The 425-nt window shown below is 75.1% G+C and carries 1 pseudogene; it reads left to right on the top strand.

Annotation, left to right across the window (positions count from 1 at the left end):
* Positions 1-330 (top strand): annotated as a pseudogene (locus IH13_RS0103260) (urocanate hydratase); the annotation flags it as partial.
* Between the last annotated feature and the right edge of the window lie 95 nt (positions 331-425).

Genomic DNA, 425 nt, shown 5'->3' with positions numbered 1-425 from the left:
TCGCCGTACCGGGAGACCGAGGCGATGCTCGACGGCTCCGACGCGATCGCGGACTGGCCCCTGCTGAACGCCATGGTCAACGTGGCGTCGGGGGCGTCCTGGGTCTCCCTCCACCACGGGGGAGGCGTCGGCATGGGGCGCTCCATCCACGCGGGGCAGGTCACGGTCGCCGACGGCACCGAGCTCGCCGGCGAGAAGATCCGCCGGGTGCTCACGAACGACCCGGGCATGGGCGTCGTCCGGCACGTCGACGCGGGATACGACACCGCCGGGTCCGTCGCCGCGGAGAAGGGCGTGCGCGTGCCGATGACGGAGGGGGAGCAGCCGTGACGCCCCCGGAACACCGGCCCGGCCCGTCCGGGCCCGCCCCGGCGTCCTTCCAGGAGATGTGGCGGGACCTCGCCCCGATCGGCCGGCACTCCGGC

Origin of the sequence: Streptomyces sp. NRRL WC-3549 (genome assembly GCF_000721935.1) — a bacterium.
GTDB lineage: Bacteria > Actinomycetota > Actinomycetes > Streptomycetales > Streptomycetaceae > Streptomyces.
The sequence above is the reverse complement of the archived record's forward strand: the minus strand, read 5'-3'. Positions and strand labels throughout refer to the sequence as shown.